The organism is Pantoea sp. 18069, assembly GCF_902706035.1.
GTDB lineage: Bacteria > Pseudomonadota > Gammaproteobacteria > Burkholderiales > Burkholderiaceae_C > Comamonas.
Map to the genome: position 1 here is coordinate 39,178 of NZ_CACSJA010000013.1, position 16,363 is coordinate 55,540.

Genomic DNA, 16,363 nt, shown 5'->3' on the forward strand with positions numbered 1-16,363 from the left:
GGCCCACCCCACCATGGCTTCTTCCCTGCGTTCGCTTCCCCGTGCCCGTCTGTTCGCGCTGAGCGTTCTTGCCACCGCGCTGCTCGCAGCCTGCGGCGGTGATGACAATTCCGAAGCGGTCGTCACGCCTCCACCCGTAGTGGTCGTTCCGCCAGTGGTCGATCCTGTCCCCGAAGTCGAAGCCACGCCGCTGACCGTGATGCTCGAGAAGATCGGCAGCTACGAAACCGGCGAGTTCCTCAAGAGCGCCGCGGAAATCACCGCCTACGATGCGGCCAGCAAGCGCAGCTTCGTGGTCAACGCACTGGCCGGGGCCGTCGACGTGCTCGACCTGAGCAACCCGGCCAAGCCCGTCAAGGTCGGCCGCATCGAAGGCACGGCGGTGCTCACCGGCGCGGAAATCAACAGCGTGGCCGTGCACGATGGCATCGTCGCCGTGGCCATGCAGGCACCCGTGAAGACCGACAACGGCCGCATGGCGCTCTACAACGCGGCCACGCTAGCGCTGATCAGCGAAGTCGAGATCGGCGCGCAGCCCGACATGGTGACATTCACGCCCGACGGCCGCTATGTGCTGGTCGCCAACGAAGGCGAGCCCAGCGACGACTACCAGATCGACCCCGAAGGTTCGGTCAGCGTCATCGACGTCACCGATGCCAGGAAACCCGTGGTGCGCACCGCCGGTTTCACGCAGTTCAACGGCCAGGAAGCCGCGCTGCGCGCGCGCGGCGTGCGCATCTTCGGCCCCAAGGCCACGGCCGCCCAGGACTTCGAGCCCGAATACATCGCCGTCTCGGCCGACAGCCGCACGGCCTGGGTCACGCTGCAGGAGAACAACGCGCTGGCGCGCATCGACCTGGCCTCGGCCAAGGTCATTTCTGTGACCGCGCTGGGCTACAAGGACAACAGCCTGGCGGCCAACGCGCTCGACATCCAGGACGAAGACGGCAAGATCAACATCACGACCTGGGCCGGCGTGCGCAGCCTCTACATGCCCGACAGCATCGCGGCCTATGAAGCGGGCGGCAAGACCTACCTCGTGACCGCCAACGAAGGCGATGCGCGTGCCTGGGGCGAAGACAACCCGGCCTATGTGAACGGCGACACCAGCCAGGGCTTCATGGAGGAATTCCGTGTCAAGCACCTGACCAATGCCAAGGGCTGGAGCGGCCGCAAGGGCGACGACCTGCCGGCCCACCTGAGCGCGCTGGCCGCGGGCGGCCTGCTCAACCCCGCCACCTTCGCCTACTGCGGCGCGACCGCCGGCGCACCGGGCAAGTGCCGCGACGACGACGTGCTCGGCCGCCTCAAGGTCACCTGGACCCAGGGCTACCAGCAGAACGCCGACGGCTCGCCCGTGATGTACACCGCCGCCGGAGTGGCCAGCCCCGCGGGCGACCGGATCATGTACGACCAGCTGTATGCGTTTGGCGGTCGTTCCTTCTCGATCTGGGACGAGAACGGTGCCCAGGTCTGGGATTCGGGCGCCGCGATAGAGAAGTTCCTCGCCAGCGACGCGTGCCAGCTCGGCAGCGCGCGCAGCATTCCCTGCAAGACCTATTTCAACACCGGCCATGACGCCACCGCCAAGGCCGATGCACGCAGCAGCGCCAAAGGCCCCGAGCCCGAAGGCCTGACCGTGGGCAAGGTCGGCAACAAGACGTTCGCGTTCGTCGGCCTGGAGCGCATGGGCGGCGTGCTGGTCTATGACATCACCAACCCCAAGGCGCCGGTGCAGATGGACTACATCAACACGCGCGAGAACTGGGAACTCGATCCCGAGAAGAACCTCGACAAGGTCGGCGACCTGGGCCCCGAAGGCCTGCACTTCGTGCCCGCGGCCTCTTCGCCCAACGGCAAGCCGCTGCTGATCGTGGGCAACGAAGTCAGCGGCACGACGGCGATCTTCCAGCTGAAGATGACCTATTGAACGTCAGCGTCGGCGGCGGGCTTGCGCTACATTGGCAAAACGCCATGTCTGTCCACCGCCCGCCGCTTCCTGACTCCCGCCGCCGCTGGCTGACCCAAGCCGCGGCCGGCCTCGGCGTGCTGGCATTGCCCGGCATTTCCCGGGCATTGCCACCGCGCACGCTGGTGTTCCCGCGCGACTTCGGCAGCCACCCGCAGCTAGGCACCGAGTGGTGGTACATCACCGGCCATGTCCAGGCCCAGGGCCGGCTGCTGGGTTTCCAGCTGACTTTCTTTCGCGCGCGCGTGGCCTCCACGCAGAATCTGCGCTCGGCGTTCGCGGCGCGCCAGCTGGTGTTCGCGCACGCGGCGCTGACCGATGTCGCGGGCCGGCGCCAGCTGCATGCGCAGCGCAGCGCACGCGCCGGCATGGGCCTGGCCCATGCGCGCGAAGGCGATACCGACGTACAGCTCGGCGACTGGTTTGTGCGCCGCATGCCGGCGCCATCGGGCACGGCCGCGCAAGCGAGCCGCTACGTCGCGCATATCGCCGGCGACGGCTTTGCGCTCGACCTGCAGCTGGCCACCACCCAGCCCGTGCTGCTGCAAGGCCAGGCAGGCCTGTCGCGCAAGGGGCCGGACGCCGCGCAGGCCAGCTACTACTACAGCCAGCCGCAACTGGCCGTCTCGGGTGCGATCACGCTGGACGGCCAGAAACTTGCCATCGACACCACCGCCACCAACCGCGCCTGGCTGGACCATGAAGTCAGCGACGCCCTGATGCACCCCGAAGCCCAGGGCTGGGACTGGATAGGCATGAATCTCGACGATGGCAGCGCGCTCACGGCCTTTCGCCTGCGCCGCCCCGATGGCACGGCCCTCTGGGCCGGCGGCTCCTGGCGCGCGCCAGGCCAGGCCGCTCGGATTTTCACGGCCGATGAAGTGGTGTTCACGCCCCAGCGCTGGTGGACCAGCCCGGACAGCGGCGCACGCTATCCCGTCGAATGGCATGTCACCACGCCAACAGGCAGCTGGATCGTCGAGTCCCTGCTCGACGCCCAGGAACTCGACAGCCGCGCGTCTACGGGAACGATCTATTGGGAAGGCTTATGTGATCTGCGTGAAGTCGCCAGCGGCAAGCTGCGCGGCCGGGGCTATCTGGAAATGACGGGGTATGCGCAGAGGTTGAAGCTCTAGGCATAGGCGGCTTATTCTGCCAGCTAGGCCTACGCCTTTCACGTCACAAAGAAGCTATCCCGCTCCCCGCCCTTCTGGCTGCGCGGGGGCGCCTAGCCCTGCCGCGCGCAGGGCCCGGGCTGGCAGGTGTGCCGAAGGACACACCTGCTTCGTCAACTGACTCACCGCGGTTGTTCGAGCGCAGCGCCGCAGGCGCGCAGCGAGTTCCGCGGTGCAGCCCGGGACCGAGCACGGCAGATTGCCCTACGCTGCGCGGAGGGTCGCAGACAGCAGGGCTCGCCTTTCTTTTGGGTACTTTTCTTTGGCGACTCAAAGAAAAGTACCTCGGCTGCCGGGCCGAGACCCGGCTCCTGCCCGTGGCAACGGCATGCCGTTAAAAGGACAAACCGCCCTTAATCAAGCCTTCCTACGTGCAAGCCAAGCGTTGAGCTCGCCCATGATCCCGCGGCGGAACGCCAGCACGCAGACCACAAAGATCAACCCGGTCACGATGGTCACCGACTCGCCCAGCGTGCCAAACCATTCGATACCCGTCAGGCGCCCCAGGAACATGCCGAATTCGCCGATCTTGTTCTCGATCAGCACCACCACCGCCGAGCCCACGATAGGACCCGACAGCGTGCCCAGCCCGCCCATCAGCGTCATCAGCACCACATGGCCCGACGTGGTCCAGTGCGCGTCCGACAGCGTCGCAAAGCCCAGCACCACGGTCTTGAGCGAACCGGCCAGGCCGGTGAGCGCGGCCGAAAGCACAAAGGCCAGCAGCTTGAAGCGTGTGGTGTCATAGCCCAGCGAAATCGCGCGCGGCTCGTTTTCCTTGATGGCCTTGAGCACCTGGCCGAATGGCGAATGCACGGTACGCACGATCAGCAGGAAGGCCGCCACCACGATCGCCAGCGCCACGTAATACATGGTCAGGTCATCGGCCAGATCGATCAGGCCGAACAGCTTGCCGCGCGGCACGCCCTGCAGGCCGTCCTCGCCGCCGGTGTAGGGCACCTGCAGGCAGACGAAGAACACCATCTGCGCCAGCGCCAGCGTGATCATCGAGAAATAGATGCCCTGGCGGCGGATCGCGAGCCAGCCGAACAGCAGGCCCAGCAAGGCGCCGCCCAGCGTGCCGGCGAGCATGCCCAGCTCGGGCGACAGGCCCCAGACTTTCATTCCATGGCCGGTGATATAGGCCGCCGTACCCAGAAAGGCCGCGTGACCGAAGGACAGCAGGCCGGTGTAGCCCAGCAGCAGGTTGAACGCCGCGGCGAACAGTGCGAAGCACATCAGCTTCATCACGAATACCGGGTAGGCGCCGGCAAACGGCGCGACGATCAGGGCCAGCAGCAGCAGGCCGTAGCCAATTCTGGCAAGAAGCTTGGTGTTCATGTTCGGGGCCCCTTATTTTTCTTTACCGAACAGGCCGGCGGGGCGAATCAGGAGAACGATGACCATGATGACGAACACCACGGTCGAGGAAGCCTGGGGATAGAAGACCTTGGTCAGGCCTTCGATCACGCCCAGACCCAGGCCGGTGAGAATGGCGCCCATGATCGAGCCCATGCCGCCAATCACCACCACGGCAAACACCACGATGATCAGGTTCTGTCCCATCAGCGGCGTGACCTGGTAGACCGGCGCCGCGAGCACGCCGGCAAAGGCCGCCAGGCCCGCGCCGAATGCATAGGTCAGCGTGATCATCACCGGCACATTGACGCCGAAGGCCTCGACCAGGCGCGGGTTCTCGGTGCCCGCGCGCAGGTAGGCACCCAGGCGCGTCTTCTCGATCACGAACCAGGTCGCAAGGCAGACCGTCACCGAGGCCAGCACCACCCAGGCGCGGTAATTGGGCAGCATCATGAAGCCCAGGTCGGTCGCGCCTTCGAGCAGCTCGGGCGTGTCATAGCCCAGGCCCGACACGCCGTAGACCGAGCGGAACAGGCCTTCGATCAGCAGCGACAGGCCCAGCGTCAGCAGCAGCCCGTACAGGTGATCGAGCTGGTAGATCCAGCGCAGCAAAAACCGCTCTATCAGCACCCCCAGCAAGCCCACCAGCAGCGGTGACACCAGCAGCATCACCCAGTAGTTGATGCCGAAGTAGTTCATCGCCATCCAGGTGCAGACCGCTCCCAGCATGAACAGCGCCCCATGTGCGAAATTGATCACGTTGAGCAGGCCGAAGATCACCGCCAGGCCCAGGCTCAAGATCGCATAGAACGAGCCGTTGACCAGCCCCAGCAGGAGCTGGCTCAACAGGCCCGGCAAAGAAACACCAAGAATTTCCATGGGGTATACGCGAAAGGGTAAAAAAAGGAAGCGCGGCTAAGAGCGGCTTACACGGCCCTTGAGAACGAGGTCTCGAAGGCCGTGCCGGGTGCTCTTATTTCCAGAGCGCGCACTTGGTTTCGGCCTTGGTCGTCCAGACGTCGGCCGCAGGCAGCGTCGACAGCACCTTCAGATAGTCCCAGGGCTTCTTCGACTCGGCGGGCGACTTGACCTCGACCAGGTACATGTCGTGCGCATAGGTGCCGTCGGGGCGGATGTTGCCCTTGGCATAGAAGTCCGACAGCGGCGTGCTCTTGAGGTAGGCCATGACCTTGTCGGCATCGGTGGTCTTGACCGCCTGCACGGCCTTCAGATACTGCGTCACGGCCGAGTAGTCGGCGGCGTGGATGTCGGTGGGCATGCGCTTGGTCTTGGCAAAGAACTTGTTCGCGAACGCGCGCGACGCATCGTTCATGTCCCAGTACCAGCTGGTGGTGTGCAGCAGGCCTTCGGTGTTCTTCAGGCCCAGGCTGTGGATGTCGGTCAGGAACACCAGCAGACCCGCGGTCTTCATGGTCTTGTTGATGCCGAATTCCCTGGCCGCCTTGATGGCGTTGATGGTGTCACCGCCGGCATTCGCCAGGCCCAGGATCTGCGCCTTCGATGCCTGCGCCTGCAGCAGGAAGGACGAGAAGTCCGACGCGTTGAGCGGGTGCTTGACGCCGCCCACCACCTTGCCGCCCTTGGCCTTGACCACGGCGCTGGTATCGTTTTCGAGCGCCTGCCCGAAAGCGTAGTCGGCCGTCAGGAAGAACCAGTCCTTGCCACCGCGGTCGACGACTGCGGCGCCCGTGCCCTTGGCCAGCGCCACGGTGTCATACGCATAGTGCACGGTGTAGGGATTGCACTGCTCGTTGGTCAGTGCCGACGAGCCCGCGCCGTTGTTGAAGTGCACGCGCTTCTTCTCGTTCGCGACCTGCGACACCGCCAGCGCCGTGCCCGAATTGGTGCCGCTGAACATCAGCGTCACGCCCTGGGTGTCGATCCATTCGCGCGCCTTGCTGGCCGCGATGTCGGCCTTGTTCTGGTGGTCGGCCGAAACCAGCTCGATAGGCTGGCCCAGCACCTTGCCGCCAAAGTCGTCGATGGCCATCTGCATGGCCAGCGCGCCGTTCTTGCCCTCGACGTCGGCATACAGGCCGGACATGTCGGTGATGAAGCCGATCTTCACTTTTTCCTGGGCCTGGGCCAGCGGGCTCAACAGACCTGCAGCAGCCAGTACGCAAGCCAGCGTCGTCAACGAAGTCTTCATGGGGATATCTCCTGGATGGATAAAGGCTAGAACAGAAAAAACCGGGGCCGCGCGCTGCGCGGACACCCACAAAACACCGGACTACACGCCCAGCAATTCATTGAGGACCGGCATCTTGGCCTGGAGTTCGGCCGCGCCGAAGCGCTCGACGATGCGGCCATGCTCCATGACGTAGAAGCGGTCGGCCAGCGGCGCCGCGAAATGGAAGTTCTGCTCGACCATGACCACCGTGTAGCCCTTCTTGCGCAGCGCGGTGATCATGCGTGCGAGCGCCTGCACGATGACCGGCGCCAGGCCTTCGGAGATCTCGTCGAGCAGCAGCAGCCGCGCGCCGGTGCGCAGAATGCGCGCCACGGCCAGCATCTGCTGCTCACCGCCCGACAGGCGCGTGCCCTGGCTGTGGCGGCGCTCGGCGAGGTTAGGGAACATCGCATAGATCTCCTCGACCGACATGCCCTTCTCGCCGGTCTTGAGTTCGGGCGGCAGCAGCAGGTTTTCCTCGCAGGTCAGGCTCGCGAAGATGCCGCGCTCCTCGGGGCAGTAACCCAGGCCCAGGTGGGCGATGCGGTGCGTGGGCATCTGTATGGTTTCCACGCCATTGACCTTGACCGAGCCCTGGCGCGCGCCGGTCAGGCCCATGACCGCGCGCAGCGTCGAAGTGCGCCCCGCGCCGTTGCGCCCGAGCAGCGTCACCACTTCGCCCGGCTGCACCGTCATGTCGACGCCGTGCAGCACATGCGACTCGCCATACCAGGCCTGCAGGCCCTTGATTTCCAGCGCGGGCTGGCCCGCGTTTGCATTTTGTACCGTCATCTCAACTTCCCACGATGCTATGCGTCACACAGAGCGGATAAAGCCGGCGCGCTCCAAGCCAGGGGCACCGAGCAAGGGCCGCCCCGCAGCGAGGGTGCCGTCCCCCTCCACCGAAGGATGAGAGGGGGAAGCGGCGTGAGCCGCTCAGGGGGGACCTCATTTAATGGGCTCCTTGAAGTTGGCCGTCGGTCGTGCCCATGTAGGCTTCCATCACTTTCGGATTGCTTGAAACTTCGGCATAAGGCCCTTCAGCCAGCACCGCGCCGCGCTGCAGCACCGTGATGCAGTCGGCGATGCTCGACACCACCTTCATGTTGTGCTCGACCATCAGGATGGTGCGGCCGGCCGAGACCTTCTTGATCAGTTGCGTCACGCGGTCCACGTCTTCGTGGCCCATGCCCTGGGTGGGCTCGTCAAGCAGCATCAGTTCGGGCTCCATCGCCAGCGTGGTCGCGATCTCGAGCGCGCGCTTGCGGCCATAGGGCAGGTTCACCGTGAGCTCGTCGGCCAGGTGCTCGAGGTTGACTTCGGCCAGCAGCGCCATCGCGCGGTCGTTGAGCTGGTCCAGCGTCTTCTCGCTGCGCCAGAAATGGTAGGCCGTGCCCAGCTGGCGCTGCAGGCCCACACGCACGTTCTCGAGCAGCGTGAGGTGCGAGAACACCGCCGAAATCTGGAACGAGCGAATCACTCCGCGGCGCGCGATTTCCGAAGGCTGCGCGCGCGTGATGTCTTCGCCGTTGAAACGGATGCTGCCCGACGTCGGTTCGAGGAACTTCGTCAGCAGGTTGAAGCAGGTGGTTTTTCCCGCACCATTCGGTCCGATCAACGCGTGGATGGCGCCGCGGCGGACCGACAGGTTCACATCGCTGACCGCGGTGAAACCCTTGAACTCTTTGGTCAGGTGGCTGGTCTCAAGAATGACGTCGCTCATGTGCGCTCTGGCCGCTCCGGTGGATGCTGCAAAACCGTCCCAGGTCTGCCGTGTGGCGTTCCCTGGGGGGATATGCATCGCATCGTATGCCGCGGCCTCGCGGCGAACACTGGGGCAAATACGCCCGTACAAACGCTTAAGCGCCTCGCCTTGGCGCAAAAGCGATCATGTCCGACATGGAAGGCAGTGGTTCTTCAGCGAAGTGTTCGCCTACATCCACAGCGTGATGCGGACACAAAAATGTTGCCTATCGTGTACGAAAACAACATTTCCATGCGCATAAAGACCAGGAACTGACGTTCAGGCGACAATTCAGCTGCGTTGCGTGTGCAGGCGCGACCTACTGCAAGGTTTCCTTGGCGCCGTCGGCGAGCGGCAGCGGCAGCACGCCAATGCCCTCTTCGAGCAGTGCCACCGCGTCCTGCGCGCTCGCCTGCCCGCGGATGGCGCGCGACTCGATCTCGCCATGGTGCATGCGCCGCGCTTCGTCGGCAAAGCGCTCGCCGACATCCTCGGTCCTGGCAATGAGTTCGCGCGACATGCGCAGCCAGGCGGCCTGCATGGCCTGGCGCGATGCTTGCGGTGGCGTGGGAAGGGAGGCAGCTTCAGCCGCGGGGCGGGCGGCCGATGCCGGGGCGCCGAGGTTCAGGCGCGGAGCACTCAGACGCTTGGCGATGCTGGCGTCGCCGCACATCGGGCACAGCACGAGCGCGCGCTCCTTCTGTGACTGGAAATCGTCTTCCGACGCAAACCAGCCTTCGAAGATGTGGCCGTGCTGGCAACCGAGATCAAGAACCTTCATGGCAACGTGACCTCATCTCATTGATCCATGGCACTTACGCCCCCCCAGAGCCGCTCAGGGGGGGCTTTACGCTATTGACGTCGCTTGACCAGGTAGCGGTAGACAAAGCCGGGAAAGCCCAGCGTCAGAAACAGTGTAGCGGTGATCGCGTAAAACTCCCAGCCCTGGGGTGCGATCTGGCCGACACGGCGCTCGAGCAGCAGCGCCAGGCCACCGACGAGGAAATACAGCAGCAGCATCTCGAACAGGCGCATGGCCAGCGGCTTGCGCCCGGCCGCGACCGGGCCGACGATGAACCAGCGGTGATTGATAAATGGCAAATTGGCGGCCACCAGGGCCGCCAATATCACCAGCCAGATCGATGCTGTCTGTGTCACGGAAGAACCTTCTCAACAAGAGTAGCGCTGCACATGAAACTGGCGCGGCCCAGCAAGGGGACACCGAGCAAGGGCCGCCCCGCAGCGATGGTGTCGTCCCCCTCCACCGAAGGATGAGAGGGGGAAGCCGCGTAAGCGGCTCAGGGGGTGCTTCAGTTTATGAAGCCAGGGCCCGCACAATAGCATCCGCGCACAGCGACATCAGACCGCCGGGCATCAAGCCCAGCAGCAGCACCAGCGCGCCATTGACCGACAGCACCACGCGCACGTCGAGGGGCGCGGACACGCTGGCCACGGTGATGGGCGCATCAAAGTACATCACCTTGACGACGCGCAGGTAGTAGAACGCACCGATCAGCGACATCACCACCGCGAACACGGCCAGCGCGATGTACGCGGTCTCGCCCGAAGCGATCAGCGACTGCAGCACCGACAGCTTGGCGTAGAAGCCGACCAGCGGCGGGATACCGGCCATGGAGAACATGCAGATCGCCATCACGCCGGCATACAGCGGGCTGCGCTGGTTCAGGCCGGCGAGATCGGAGATTTCCTCGCTCTCGAAGCCTTCACGGGCGAGCAGCAGCACCACGCCGAAAGTCGCGAGCGTGGTCAGCACATAGGTCACGACGTAGAACATCGCCGAGCTGTAGGCGTTTTCCACCGTGGCCGGATCGACATGGCCGTTGACCACGCCCGACAGCAGGCCCAGCAGCACGAAGCCCATCTGCGAGATCGTCGAGTAGGCCAGCATGCGCTTGAGGTTGCTCTGGCCTATGGCCGCGAGGTTACCGACGAGCAGCGAGCCTATGGCCAGCACCGCGAGCATCTGCTGCCAGTCGATCGCCAGCGGCAGCAGACCATCGACCAGCAGGCGGATCGTGATCGCGAACGCCGCCAGCTTGGGCGCGCCACCGATCAGCAGCGTGACGGCCGTGGGAGCACCCTGGTAGACGTCGGGAATCCACATGTGGAAAGGCACGACGCCCAGCTTGAACGCCAGACCGGCGACGACGAACACCAGACCGAAGACCAGCACCTGGTGGCGGATTTCGCCCGAGTTGATGGCCTTGAAGACCTGACCGATGTCGAGCGAGCCGGTCGCGCCGTAGAGCATGGACATGCCGTAGAGCAGGAAACCGCTGGCCATCGCGCCGAGCACGAAATACTTCATCGCGGCTTCGACGGCGGCTTCGTTGTCGCGGCGCAGCGCGACCAGCGCATAGCTCGACAGCGTCAGCAGTTCCAGGCCGAGGTACAGCACCAGGAAGTTGTTGCCCGAAATCATGATGAACATGCCCAGCAGCGCGAGCATGGACAGCGTGAACAGTTCACCGCCGCGCAGCATGTCGCGGTCGGCGGCGTACGGCCGGCCGTAGACCAGGGTCGCCATCAACGCCACGGTGGCGAAGCACTTGAGCCAGTTGCCCATGGCGTCGCTGACCACCATGTTGCCCCAACCATAGAAGGTCTGGCCGCCCGCGGCATAGAAGCCTTGCAGCACGGCCACCACGGCCAGGGTCAGCAGCGTGAGCACATAGGTAGCGGTACGACGCGGGCTGTGCACGCCCAGGTCGACCAGGGCGATCACGCATGCCATGACCAGGAGAATGATCTCCGGGTAGATCGCAAGCCAGCTGATGTTGTCAATCATCTCGAGTCTCTCAGTTCAGTCTGGTCATGGAAGCTTGGACAGGGCGACCTGCTGCAGCAGCTGGGCCACGGAAACGTCCATCACATCCGTGAAGGGCTTGGGGTACACGCCCATGTAGAGCACGGCCACCGCAAGCACCGCCAACACGAGGAACTCGCGGGCATTGATGTCGCTCAGGCCACGCACGTTGTCGTTGGCGATAGGGCCCAGGTAGACCCGCTTGTACATCCACAGCGTGTAGCTCGCGCCGAAGATCAGCGCCGTGGCCGCGCCCAGGCCGATCCAGAAGTTGAACTTCACGGCACCCAGGATCACCATCCACTCGCCGACGAAGCCGGCCGTCGCGGGCAGGCCGCAATTGGCCATCGCGAAGAACAGTGCGAACGCAGCGAACTTGGGCATGGTGTTCACCACGCCGCCATAGGCCGCGATCTCACGCGAATGCACGCGGTCGTAGAGCACGCCGATCGACAGGAACATGGCACCCGAGACAAAGCCGTGGGCAATCATCTGCACCAGACCACCGGCCACGCCCAGGTCGTTGAAGAGGAAGAAGCCCAGCGTCACGAAGCCCATGTGCGCGACGGACGAATAAGCCACGAGCTTCTTCATGTCCTTTTGCACCAGCGCGACCATGGCCACGTAGATCACGGCGATCAGCGACAGCGCGATCATCAGCCAGGCCCATTCGCGCGCGGCGTCGGGAGCGATGGGCATCGAGAAGCGCAGGAAACCGTAGGCACCGAGCTTGAGCATGATCGCCGCCAGCACGGCCGAACCACCCGTGGGCGCCTCGACGTGGACGTCGGGCAGCCAGGTGTGCACCGGCCACATCGGCACCTTCACGGCGAAGGCCGCGAAGAAGGCGAAGAACAGCAAGGTCTGGGCCGAGCCCGACAGCGGCATCGCATACCAGGTCTGGAGATCGAAGCTGCCGCCCGACTGGACGTACAGGTAGATCAGCGCGATCAGCATCAGCAAAGAGCCAAGCAGCGTGTAGAGGAAGAACTTGAACGCCGCGTAGATCTTGTTCGGGCCGCCCCAGATACCGATGATCAGATACATCGGAATCAGCGTGGCTTCGAAGAACACGTAGAACAGCATGCCGTCGAGCGCGCTGAACACGCCGATCATCAGCCCCGACAGGATCAGGAACGCGGCCATGTACTGGTTCACGCGCTCGGTGATCGACTCCCAGGAAGCGATCACCACGATCACCGTGATGAAGGCCGTCAGCGGCACGAACCAGAACGACAGGCCGTCAAGCCCGAGGTGGTAGTTGACGTTGAAGCGCTCTATCCAGAGCGCCTTTTCGACAAACTGCGCGGCGGCCGTGCCGTTGTCGAACCCCTGGTACAGCGGCAGCGTGACCGCCAGGCCGACCAGGGCACCGACCAGCGCGAGCCAGCGCACGGCACGTGCGTGCTCGTCGCGGCCAAGGGCCAGCAGCAGGACACCGAATGCGATCGGGGTCCAGATGGCAAGACTCAACAAACCCATTTTTGTTCTTCCCTTACTTGTTGAGCCACACGAAGTAGGTCATGAGCAGGAAGATGCCCAGGATCATGACCAACGCGTAGTGGTAGATATAGCCGGTCTGCAGGGCACGCGCCCAGGCAGCGATGCGCGCAACGATCTTCCAGGAACCGTTGACCACGGCGCCATCGATGATGGCCTGGTCGCCGACCTTCCACAGGACCGTGCCCAGGGCACGCGTTCCGCGGGCCAGCACGTTCTCGTTGAACCAGTCGAGGTAGTACTTGTTCTCGAGCAGGTTGAAGATGGGCATGCAGCTGCGCTTGATCGCCGCCGGCAGCGCCGGGTTGACCATGTACATGTAGTAGGACAGTGCCACGCCTGCGAGGGCCAGCCAGAACGGCGCCGTCTGCAGACCGTGGATGGCCATGGCCATCGCACCGTGGAACATGCCTGCGATGCCGGCCATCGCGCCGTGCTTGGCGCCGTCGACGGTGATCACGCCGTCGAAGAACGAGCCGAACAGCATGTGGTCGATGGTGAAGTAGCCCACGAGCACCGAAGGAATCGCCAGCAGCACCAGCGGCACGGTCACGACCCAGGGCGACTCATGCGGCTTGGCATCGTGGCCATGGCCGTGGTGGTCGTCATGCGCGTGGTGGTCGTCATGGTGCGCATCCGGGTTCTGGTCGTAGCGTTCCTTGCCATGGAAGACCAGGAAGTACATGCGGAACGAGTAGAACGCGGTCACGAACACACCGGCGAGCACGGCGAAGTGCGCGAAACCGGCAGCCGGTAGGTTGCTGAAGTGCACCGCCTCGATGATCATGTCCTTGGAGTAGAAGCCCGAGAACAGCGGCGTGCCGATCAGGGCCAGCGAGCCCAGCAGCGAGGTGATCCAGGTGATGGGCATGTACTTGCGCACGCCACCCATCCAGCGCATGTCCTGGTTGTGGTGCAGGCCCATGATGACCGAACCGGCGCCAAGGAACAGCAGCGCCTTGAAGAACGCGTGGGTCATCAGGTGGAACACCGCGACCGAGTAGGCCGACGCGCCCAGCGCCACGGTCATGTAGCCCAGCTGCGACAGCGTCGAGTAGGCGACGACGCGCTTGATGTCGGTCTGGATGATGCCCAGGAAGCCCATGAACAGCGCGGTGATCGCACCGATGATCAGGATGAAGTTCAGCGCCGTGTCCGACAGCTCGAACAGGGGCGACATGCGCGACACCATGAAGATGCCGGCCGTGACCATGGTCGCGGCGTGGATCAGCGCGGAAATGGGGGTCGGGCCTTCCATCGAGTCCGGCAGCCAGACGTGCAGCGGGAACTGCGCCGACTTGCCCATCGCGCCGATGAACAGGCAGATGCAGATCACGGTGATCAGCATCCAGTCCGTGCCGGGGAAGCTCAAGGCGCCCAGTTCCTGCGACTTGGCGAAGATCTCGGTGTAGTTGAGCGTGCCCGCATAGGCGCCGATCAGGCCGATGCCCAGGATGAAGCCGAAGTCGCCGACGCGGTTGACCAGGAAGGCCTTCATGTTGGCGAAGATGGCCGTGGGCTTGTTGTACCAGAAGCCGATCAGCAGGTAGGACACCAGGCCCACGGCTTCCCAGCCGAAGAACAGCTGCAGCAGGTTGTTGCTCATCACCAGCATCAGCATGGAGAAGGTGAACAACGAGATGTAGGCGAAGAAACGGTTGTAGCCGTCGTCTTCCTTCATGTAGCCCATGGTGTAGATATGCACCATCAGCGAGACGAAGGTCACGACGACCATCATCATCGCGGTGATGCTGTCGACCAGGAAGCCGACTTCCATCTTCAGGCCGCCGACCACCATCCAGGTGTAGAGCGTGTCGTTGAAGCTGGCGCCGTCCATGGCCACGCTCTTGAGCGTGAACGCGGAGATCACGAAGGCGATCAGCACGCCGAGGATGGTCAGCGTGTGGCTGGCTGCGCGGCCGATGCGGTTGCCGCCAAAGGCCGTGCCGAACAGGCCGGCGAGCACAGAGCCCACCAGCGGTGCCAGGGGCACGGCCAGCAGGGTGGATGCGGAGAGGGTTTGACTCATTCTGGAGAACCTTGCAAGTTGCGGCCGCTCAACCCTTGAGGGTGTTGAGATCTTCCGCGTTGATGCTGGACTTGTTACGGAACAGCAACACCAAGATGGCCAGGCCAATCGCCGATTCCGCAGCGGCCACGGTCAGGATGAAGAACACGAACACCTGGCCGTGCATGTCACCCAGATAGTGGGAGAAGGCCACGAAATTCATGTTCACGGCCAGCAGCATCAGCTCGATGGCCATGAGCAGAACGATCAGGTTTCTGCGGTTCAGAAAAATGCCGATGACAGCGATGGCGAACAGCATCGCCCCCAGTGTCAGGAAATGCCCGAGTGTGAGCGTCATGCCTTTGTCTCCTGCGCAGCGGCGTTGCCTGCGTCCTCTGGTCCTTGCGCATCTACCTGCGGCGCGCGCGTTGCCGCCACCTTCACCAGTCGCACGCGGTCTTCGGCGCGCACGCGGATCTGCTGGGCGGGGTTGATCGCCTTGCTGTCCTTGCGCTTGCGCAAGGTCAGCGCGATCGCGGCGATCATCGCCACCAGCAGGATCGTGGCCGCGATTTCCACCGGATACAGGTATTCGGTGTACAGCAGGCGACCGAGCTCCTTGGTGTTGGAATACGGCTCGAGTTGGCCCGCGGCATTGAGCACCATGGCCGGCACGGCCTTGGGTTCATCGATGCTGCTGAAGCCGCCCATGAGCACCATGCCCATTTCGAACACGATCAGCACGCCGATGAAGGCGGCCAGCGGGAAATGCTTCCAGAATCCCTGGCGCAGCGCGTCGATGCGGATGTCCAGCATCATCACCACGAACAGGAACAGCACCATCACCGCGCCCAGATAGACCAGCACCAGCGCAATCGCGAGGAACTCGGCCTTGAGCAGCAGCCAGATGGCCGCGGCCTGGGAGAAAGCCAGGATCAGGTTGAGCACGGCGTGCACGGGGTTGCGCGCCGTGACCACGCGGAAGGCTGCGACCAGCAGCACCACCGCGAACAGATAGAAAAAAGCAGTTTTGGCGTCCATGAATCGGGTCTTCTTGGGTGTTCAGGCGCCGCTTCAGCGGTACTTGGCATCGGCCGCGCGGGCGGCGGCGATGTCGGCTTCGTAGCGGTCGCCAACGGCCAGCAACATGTCCTTGGTGAAGTACAGGTCACCGCGTTTCTCGCCGTGGTATTCAAAGATGTGCGTCTCGACGATCGAGTCGACCGGGCAGCTCTCTTCGCAGAAGCCGCAGAAGATGCACTTGGTCAGGTCGATGTCGTAGCGGTTGGTGCGGCGCGAACCGTCATCGCGCACTTCCGACTCGATGGTGATCGCCAGCGCGGGGCACACGGCTTCGCACAGCTTGCACGCAATGCAGCGCTCTTCGCCGTTGTCGTAACGACGCAGCGCATGCAGACCGCGAAAACGCGGCGACTGGGGCGTCTTCTCTTCGGGAAACTCCACCGTCACCTTGCGGCGAAAAGTGTAGCGTCCCGTCAGAGCCATGCCCTTGACCAGCTCCCAGAGCATGAAGCTCTTGAAGAAATCCTTGATAGAAAAAGGTGTAGCAGCAACAGCAGCCATTTGTGT

The 16,363-nt window shown here is 64.0% G+C and carries 15 protein-coding genes; 2 read left to right on the plus strand and 13 right to left on the minus strand.

Features of this window, described 5'->3' with window-relative positions:
* The first annotated feature begins 13 nt into the window (after positions 1–13).
* Together GVL12_RS12195 and GVL12_RS12200 are read left to right on the plus strand one after the other, a co-directional pair.
* Positions 14–1,930 carry a choice-of-anchor I family protein gene (locus tag GVL12_RS12195; RefSeq protein WP_159914284.1) on the plus strand — a complete coding sequence of 639 codons (1,917 nt, stop codon included), beginning with the start codon at positions 14–16 and terminating at the stop codon, positions 1,928–1,930.
* Between the two features lie 44 nt (positions 1,931–1,974).
* Positions 1,975–3,105, plus strand: a complete 1,131-nt coding sequence (locus GVL12_RS12200) for a lipocalin-like domain-containing protein (protein WP_159914286.1) — start codon at positions 1,975–1,977, stop codon at positions 3,103–3,105.
* Between the two features lie 396 nt (positions 3,106–3,501).
* On the opposite strand, the gene GVL12_RS12205 is transcribed toward GVL12_RS12200, so the two are convergent.
* The 13 genes from GVL12_RS12205 to nuoI form a co-directional block, all read right to left on the minus strand.
* Positions 3,502–4,485, minus strand: coding sequence for a branched-chain amino acid ABC transporter permease (locus tag GVL12_RS12205; protein WP_159914288.1), 984 nt, complete (start codon positions 4,483–4,485; stop codon positions 3,502–3,504).
* 12 nt (positions 4,486–4,497) lie between these two features.
* Positions 4,498–5,382, minus strand: coding sequence for a branched-chain amino acid ABC transporter permease (locus GVL12_RS12210; RefSeq protein WP_159914290.1), 885 nt, complete (start codon positions 5,380–5,382; stop codon positions 4,498–4,500).
* A 94-nt stretch (positions 5,383–5,476) separates the two neighbouring features.
* Positions 5,477–6,673 carry an ABC transporter substrate-binding protein gene (locus GVL12_RS12215; RefSeq protein ID WP_159914292.1) on the minus strand — a complete coding sequence of 399 codons (1,197 nt, stop codon included), beginning with the start codon at positions 6,671–6,673 and terminating at the stop codon, positions 5,477–5,479.
* A gap of 81 nt (positions 6,674–6,754) precedes the next feature.
* Positions 6,755–7,486, minus strand: coding sequence for an ABC transporter ATP-binding protein (locus tag GVL12_RS12220; RefSeq protein ID WP_159914294.1), 732 nt, complete (start codon positions 7,484–7,486; stop codon positions 6,755–6,757).
* Positions 7,487–7,646: 160 nt separating this feature from the next.
* On the minus strand, positions 7,647–8,417 hold the full coding sequence (locus GVL12_RS12225) for an ABC transporter ATP-binding protein (RefSeq protein ID WP_159914296.1): 771 nt from the start codon (positions 8,415–8,417) through the stop codon (positions 7,647–7,649).
* A 340-nt stretch (positions 8,418–8,757) separates the two neighbouring features.
* Positions 8,758–9,219, minus strand: a complete 462-nt coding sequence (locus GVL12_RS12230) for a DUF1178 family protein (RefSeq protein WP_159914298.1) — start codon at positions 9,217–9,219, stop codon at positions 8,758–8,760.
* A gap of 71 nt (positions 9,220–9,290) precedes the next feature.
* Positions 9,291–9,596 carry a DUF2818 family protein gene (locus tag GVL12_RS12235; RefSeq protein WP_159914300.1) on the minus strand — a complete coding sequence of 102 codons (306 nt, stop codon included), beginning with the start codon at positions 9,594–9,596 and terminating at the stop codon, positions 9,291–9,293.
* A gap of 157 nt (positions 9,597–9,753) precedes the next feature.
* A complete protein-coding gene (nuoN, locus tag GVL12_RS12240; RefSeq protein WP_159914302.1) occupies positions 9,754–11,247 on the minus strand; it encodes an NADH-quinone oxidoreductase subunit NuoN in 1,494 nt (497 codons plus the stop codon).
* A 24-nt stretch (positions 11,248–11,271) separates the two neighbouring features.
* Positions 11,272–12,747 carry an NADH-quinone oxidoreductase subunit M gene (locus tag GVL12_RS12245; protein ID WP_159914304.1) on the minus strand — a complete coding sequence of 492 codons (1,476 nt, stop codon included), beginning with the start codon at positions 12,745–12,747 and terminating at the stop codon, positions 11,272–11,274.
* 13 nt (positions 12,748–12,760) lie between these two features.
* Complete coding sequence (gene nuoL, locus GVL12_RS12250; protein WP_159914306.1) at positions 12,761–14,794, minus strand: NADH-quinone oxidoreductase subunit L; 2,034 nt, start codon at positions 14,792–14,794, stop codon at positions 12,761–12,763.
* A gap of 28 nt (positions 14,795–14,822) precedes the next feature.
* Complete coding sequence (nuoK, locus tag GVL12_RS12255; protein ID WP_159914308.1) at positions 14,823–15,131, minus strand: NADH-quinone oxidoreductase subunit NuoK; 309 nt, start codon at positions 15,129–15,131, stop codon at positions 14,823–14,825.
* A complete protein-coding gene (locus GVL12_RS12260; protein ID WP_159914310.1) occupies positions 15,128–15,814 on the minus strand; it encodes an NADH-quinone oxidoreductase subunit J in 687 nt (228 codons plus the stop codon). The genes nuoK and GVL12_RS12260 overlap by 4 nt, the downstream gene beginning before the upstream one ends.
* Positions 15,815–15,847: 33 nt before the next feature.
* Positions 15,848–16,357, minus strand: coding sequence for an NADH-quinone oxidoreductase subunit NuoI (gene nuoI, locus GVL12_RS12265; RefSeq protein ID WP_159914312.1), 510 nt, complete (start codon positions 16,355–16,357; stop codon positions 15,848–15,850).
* Positions 16,358–16,363 lie beyond the last annotated feature (6 nt).